Here is a 5,781-nt window from a genome sequence, read left to right as displayed (position 1 = left end):
CCTCGCGACAAGGCCATCACGCGATCCCCCACCTTGAACCCGACGCAGTGGCGGCCAACTTCCACGACTTCGCCGGCCAGTTCACTGCCAGCGATCGTTAACGGCAAGTCTGCTCGTGAGGGCAGAACGGAAGTCGGATTTTCGAGACCTTCAGGTCCGTCGATGACCCGGCGTTAAGGTTTGCTCAGAAACCTAAGGACAGCCTGATCGTGAGCGTCAGGACTTTCGGAGGGCACGGTGTGCGAACTTCCGGCAATGACGATCCTCTCGCGGTTTGGCAAGCAGGTCTCTAGCTGGTCGACAATTCGATAGAAGTATTTTGACTTCGCTCGCCATTGGACAAGAACGTGGGCGCATTAATCGACGTGGCCATATCGCACGTGCCTCGGGCGTTTCGTTGTCGCGTCGGCCTGATGGGATGCCACGTTGTCCAAGTTCATCCTCTTGTCGGCATGCAAAAAAGCCTAGCCGGTCGCTGACGACTCCGCATCGATGCCGGCTGCGCTGAGGAAGACCTGGAGCCTGGGCGCGCGGCCCTCGTTGAACCGCATGACTGGAAAAGCGAGCCCATGCTTCGTTGTCGCGCTATTTTTCGCCGGACCTTGCCAAGCGCATTGCCGCGGGGGATGGCAGCGACGACATGCAGGTACGCTGGCGAGACATTGCCGTGATCTTCACCGATCACTGGCTTTACCTCGCTGGTCGAGACGGCCGATCCGGATGTGCTGGCGGAACTGCTCAACGAATATGTCGGCGGTCTGACAGATGTCGTCTTCGCCCATGAAGGAACAGTGGCCAAGGTGATCGGTGATACGATCCAGGTGATGTTCAATGCGCCTGGCGATCAGAGCGACTACGCTACGCGTGCGATCGCCTGCGCGCAGGCGATCGATCAATGGGCGGAGGCATTTCGCGAGCGCTGGAAGCGGAAAGGCGTTGATTTCGGTGTCACACGGATCGGCGTACATGCCGGCCCCGCGCTGGTCGGCAATTTCGGCGGTGATCGCTTCTTCGATTACACGGCCTACGGCGACACGATCAACATCGCCGCCAGGCTGGAAGCCGCGAACAAGACCCTGGGCACGCGGATCTGCGTCAGCGACGCTGTCGCAAGCAGGGCGCTGAAATTCGGGGCGGCCAATCGGCGATCTTGTCCTACGCGGACGCAGCGAGGCATTGCGCGCCCATGAGCCCTTGTCGGCGGCGGAGTTCGATGCGCCGGCCACGACGCAGTATGGGACCGCCTTTACCAAGCTCGAATCGGAAGACGTTGCGGCCATGCCGGCTTTCGCTGCTTTGGTTGGCATGCACGCCGATGATCGGCTCGCCAGCTATCATTTGAGGCGGCTGCTCTACGGCGCCAAGGGTGTCCGCATACAGGTGGGATGACCGAGCGTTGGGCGACGATGATGGTCGATCAGGCAACCATTTCAGTTTTCATGGTTCGGCCGCTTTCGCCCGATATGAGGTTCTTGGCCTTCAACGTGGCGCGCCCGCGTGTACTTGTAGCGCTGGTGAGTTCACGCCCTAGCCATCGGCGGCCAAGTGGATGATTGCCTCCGCTCCTAATTGCCAGCGATCCCAGTCCGGATCGGGGGTCGCGTCGACGCTCTTGTAGAATGCCTGGGCTGGTGCGTTATCCTTCAGCACGAACCAGCAGAACCTTTCGTCCCCTGTATCCATCGCATGGCGGGCCATGCGCCCCATTAGTCGTCGGCCGATCCCGCGGCCGCGCACATCCGGGTCCACGAAAAGCCACTTCATCATGAGCAGCGGCCGCAGCGTGTGCATGAGAGGAATCTCGTAGTGCACGGCCATGCCGGCGAGCCTGCTGTCGCCGCGGTCGGCGACGAAGGCGCCGAATTCAGGACGTTCGCCGAAGCCGCGGTGTAGCAGTTCGGCCTCAGTGAGTCGGAAGTCCGTGCCGCGCTCGAACTTGACAATGCCCTCCATCAGCCGCAGCAGCTCGGGCATGTCCTGGCGCACCATGGACCTGATCCACACATCATCTTCGACCATCTTACACTCTCCGTCTCGGGATGGGTTCGAGCTCACCGGCGCCGATTTTCCGTTGATGCAGGCGCGATGCATTGCTATAGATTCCTAAAATTTGCTAATCAGTTCGGTATTCATGGAGACACCCTTTAATTTCGCCTTTGGGTCTTTCGCGTTCCACGCTCTAAGCCGCCGGCTGGAAAAGCAAGGCGAATTGGTGCCGCTCAACTCCCGGGCAACCGAATTGCTGTTGCTCATGCTAAGGCGAGCGGGGGAACTCGTCACCAAGGACGATCTGCTGCACGCAGTCTGGGGTGACCGGGTCGTCGCGGAGAACAACCTCACCGTACACATGGCTGCCCTTCGCCGCGTGCTCCGCGACGGGGGGGAGGCCGACAACTACATTCGAACCGAGCATGGTCGCGGTTATCGCTTCGTTATGCCCGTCGCGGTCGCGCAGGTCGAGGGGAGCAGTGTGCCCAACGGATCGACGGTTCACGTCGGCAGGCCGCTGGAATCCCGAGGCATTTCCATTCTGATCACACCCGTCCAAAGCCTGCTCGACGACGAGCATTCTCAATCGCTTGGAGTCGAGGTCAGGCGGCATCTCATGGTGCAGCTCTCGCGCGTGCCCGATGCGGTGGTCATCGGCGGGGGCGACGCCCGCTATGTCCTGCGCACGTCCATCCGGCCAGTGGAGGGCGCGGTCCAGGTCATTGCCATGATCGATGATGCCGCCACCGGAGCGACCATCTGGGCGGATCGGTTCCAGCACCAGCACATCGGCCTCAGCCCGATGGAGGGAGAGATCTCAGGCCGGCTGGCGCGCGCGGTGAGCATGGAGCTAGTGGACCGGGAAGCCGCCCAGGGCCCATCCGAAGAGGCGTCGCACACCGCTGGCGCGCAGCACAGCGCCTTGCGCGGTTGGAGCGCCCTAAATCGCGAGCTGTGGGTCCCCCAGGATCTCGCCGAGGCACGGCGATGGTTCGACCGCGCGCTCCTCGCCGATCCATCGAACGCGTCGGCTCTGGCGGGGTCGGCCTACGCGATTGTCGCAGAGAACATAAGGGCCACCGCGCAAAGTCGTGATCTTGCGGATCGTGACGAACTGCGGCAAGCCGACGAACTGGCGACGCGGGCGGTCGCGCGAGCACCGGACTGGCCTCGAGCCTGGTTTTGCCGTGGCTACGTGCGGGAGTGTCAGCGCCGCTTCGACGCGGCGCTGATCGCCTTCGGTCGGGCCTTGTCGCTCGATCCCTGTGACGCCGAGGCCCTTGCCTATACCGGCCATGTCCATTTCCTGATGGGCCGTCTTGAGGAAATGCGGGCACCAATCCAGCATGCGATTGCGCTTAGTCCGCGCGACCGCGGCGTCGGCCTGTGGCATCATTTCCTGGGCCAATACGACTTTTGGCATGGGCGCGACGAGCTCGCAATTCCGTATTTCGTGCGAGCCACCGACCTTGCTCCGAGCTTGGTCTATTGTGCGACTTTTCTCGCTGCCTCGCTTGCCCTTGCGGGCCGGATCGAGGAGGGACGAAGGTCGCTCGATTCATGGTGCGAGGCGATGGGGGGCTACCGCCTCACGATCGACAGTCTGCGCGCGCGGGTTTTCTCCGACGATCCCACCTACCTCGCCGGGCATGAGCGACACTACCGTGGCCTGCGTCTCATCGGGGTCGCGGAGCGCTGATGTGACAGGCAGGTCCGGCGATTAGCGAGATTTAGGAAGCCCGCCAACGACATTGGCGGGACTTCCCCGGTAGAACGTCGGGCATGTCCAGCGCCAAGGATCAATGCCTATGCCGATGCAGACAAATGCACTCTCCGCTTCGTCCGCGTGGTCGGCCGCCACTGCCCATCGTCCAGCAAAGGCCGACCTCGAAACGGATCTGGCGATTTGCCAGTCGATCATCACCGCACACGGCGGCCGCATCCCGGATTCGAACCGTCCGAACGGCGGCACCCATTTTCGCTTCACGCTGCAAGTTCCAACGATCGTCGGGCTCGATCCTCGCGCCGGCGAATTCGTTCGCGAGAAACATTCGTAGGCTTCCGACTCGCTTACGCGATTCTGCGCGATGGCGCGCTCCCACCGGTACTATCCCAAGGTACAGGTCAATCTATCCGCCGAACCTGCCAGACCAGATCCGAGGCACGATTCCGTCAGGCGGAGCTTGTCGTCATTGTCGGAGCACAGAGGCAGCCGTGTCGCGCCTGATTGGTTCTAACGTCTGGCGCTGCAACGTGAGCACAAGTCGATGAGCAAACAAATCTTGCGTGATCCCTCGGAAAACCCGACAGCCGCGTCCGAGACGCACTCCGACAGTGAGCCAAATGCCCAGCGCCGTTCCGCCGATGCGGAGATGGCACGCGTGCTCCACACCCAACCGCTGCGGATGGCTTCAGACCCATCCAGCGGCACGATCGCCCACTGGCAACATGACCCGTTGCACGACGTCGTCGAACCCATGACCGATCACGTCATCATGGCTTACAACGGCTCGATGCAGCGCGTGGAGCGGCGGTCAGGAAGATCGGTTGCGATTGGAACGTTTCGTCCCGGCGTTGTGATCGTCATTCCGCAAGGATCTAGCTCCCGATGGGATATTCCGAAGCCCGTTGATGTGGTTCAGCTCTATCTTCCTCCGACAACACTCAAGCGCATTGCCGACGAAGCCAACACCGCTACACCGATCGATCTGCTGGAGCGAACGGGGTATCCTGATCCCATTACATCCCGATTGCTCCTGAGCGCGTCCGCTTCCCTGGAAGGCAATGGAGCCCTGGATGCGCTGTTCAGGCATCAGCTGACGGACCTGCTGGCCACCCGCGTGCTGGCTGCGCATACCGGTTCGCCGACCACGATCCAGCCGACCATGGGTGGGCTTTCGCCGAAGGTCATGCTCCGCGCTATCGAACGGTTGCGCTCGGACAGCGATGCGGACGTCTCTCTCGCAGCGCTGGCCTCGGATGCCGGTCTGTCGGCCTAGTCTAGTCCGAACAACTTCCTCTCGATGGACTGGACCGACCTACATTGCGAGCGCCAATTCAAGGGCGTGCAGAAATTTTCTCCCAATTGCTTACTCACGCGAATGAAACAGAACTGAAGACTCAGGATGAGTCTGCATATCGCGTTGTGAACAAAGAAAAGCTGGCGCGCCCGACACGATTCGAACGTGTGACCTTTGCCTTCGGAGGGCAAACGTCCACGTCCCCCAATCCCGGAAAATGTTTAATCAATCGCAAGAATGGGGTGTTGCAAGCCCCCGGCAATCGCCTGCGAAAATAGGCATGCTGCGGCATTCCCAACTTATTGGGGGAGCGTGAGGGGAGCTGGCATCATGGAATTGGCTTCTGGTCTGCATCCTTAGCCATTGACCAGTGTATCCCTCGCCAACGTCCGCTTTGCCTCTGCTTGCAGACCTTGCAGACTACGTGACTGGACGCGTAATTGGTCTGCGATGGGCCAGGCCGTGTGAAAACTCAAAAACTCGAAGCGCGACGAGAATGATATTCTCAAATTCGATTTCAAAATTGATTGGGTTTGCTGTGCGGGCGCCTAACGCGGTCACGAACGAATAACTTGTTCTATCACGATCGAGCGTCTTCGCGTTTTCACACAGCCTAGGCCAGGACCTGACTCACGCACTTTCCTCGATCACCTCATCGCTGCAGCGGAGGGGTGGTGGATTCACACTCGAAGTGCAACACTCGTGAGAAGGCCTCTGCGGGGGTTCGGAAGTCAAGGCATTTGCGCGGGATGTTGTTGTAGGCGGCGACGAG

The 5,781-nt window shown here is 60.9% G+C and carries 3 protein-coding genes and 2 pseudogenes; 4 read left to right on the top strand and 1 reads right to left on the bottom strand.

Annotation, left to right across the window (positions count from 1 at the left end):
- Positions 1-559 precede the first annotated feature (559 nt).
- Positions 560-1,389: pseudogene (locus IVB46_RS38595) on the top strand (adenylate/guanylate cyclase domain-containing protein); the annotation flags it as partial.
- 138 nt (positions 1,390-1,527) lie between these two features.
- On the opposite strand, the gene IVB46_RS38590 reads toward IVB46_RS38595, so the two are convergent.
- The gene (locus IVB46_RS38590; protein ID WP_247309631.1) at positions 1,528-2,019 is read right to left on the bottom strand and encodes a GNAT family N-acetyltransferase; all 492 of its coding nucleotides are present in this window, start codon (positions 2,017-2,019) and stop codon (positions 1,528-1,530) included.
- 112 nt (positions 2,020-2,131) lie between these two features.
- On the opposite strand from IVB46_RS38590, the gene IVB46_RS38585 reads away from it, so the two are divergent.
- From IVB46_RS38585 to IVB46_RS38575, 3 genes and pseudogenes are all read left to right on the top strand, one after another.
- The gene (locus tag IVB46_RS38585) at positions 2,132-3,688 is read left to right on the top strand and encodes a winged helix-turn-helix domain-containing protein (RefSeq protein ID WP_247309634.1); all 1,557 of its coding nucleotides are present in this window, start codon (positions 2,132-2,134) and stop codon (positions 3,686-3,688) included.
- A gap of 109 nt (positions 3,689-3,797) precedes the next feature.
- Positions 3,798-4,046 carry a hypothetical protein gene (locus tag IVB46_RS38580; RefSeq protein WP_247309635.1) on the top strand — a complete coding sequence of 83 codons (249 nt, stop codon included), beginning with the start codon at positions 3,798-3,800 and terminating at the stop codon, positions 4,044-4,046.
- Positions 4,047-4,256: 210 nt separating this feature from the next.
- A pseudogene (locus tag IVB46_RS38575) lies at positions 4,257-4,982 on the top strand (AraC family transcriptional regulator); the annotation flags it as partial.
- Positions 4,983-5,781 lie beyond the last annotated feature (799 nt).

It is taken from the genome of Bradyrhizobium sp. 61, assembly GCF_023073075.1.
GTDB classification, from domain to species: Bacteria; Pseudomonadota; Alphaproteobacteria; order Rhizobiales; family Xanthobacteraceae; genus Bradyrhizobium; species Bradyrhizobium barranii.
The sequence above is the reverse complement of the archived record's forward strand: the minus strand, read 5'-3'. Positions and strand labels throughout refer to the sequence as shown.

What these genes read in the sequence shown, in the direction of transcription:
- IVB46_RS38590 (WP_247309631.1), bottom strand. Translation starts at nt 2,019, where the DNA reads ATGGTCGAAGATGATGTGTGGATCAGGTCCATGGTGCGCCAGGACATG.
- IVB46_RS38585 (WP_247309634.1), top strand. Translation starts at nt 2,132, where the DNA reads ATGGAGACACCCTTTAATTTCGCCTTTGGGTCTTTCGCGTTCCACGCT.
- IVB46_RS38580 (WP_247309635.1), top strand. Translation starts at nt 3,798, where the DNA reads ATGCCGATGCAGACAAATGCACTCTCCGCTTCGTCCGCGTGGTCGGCC.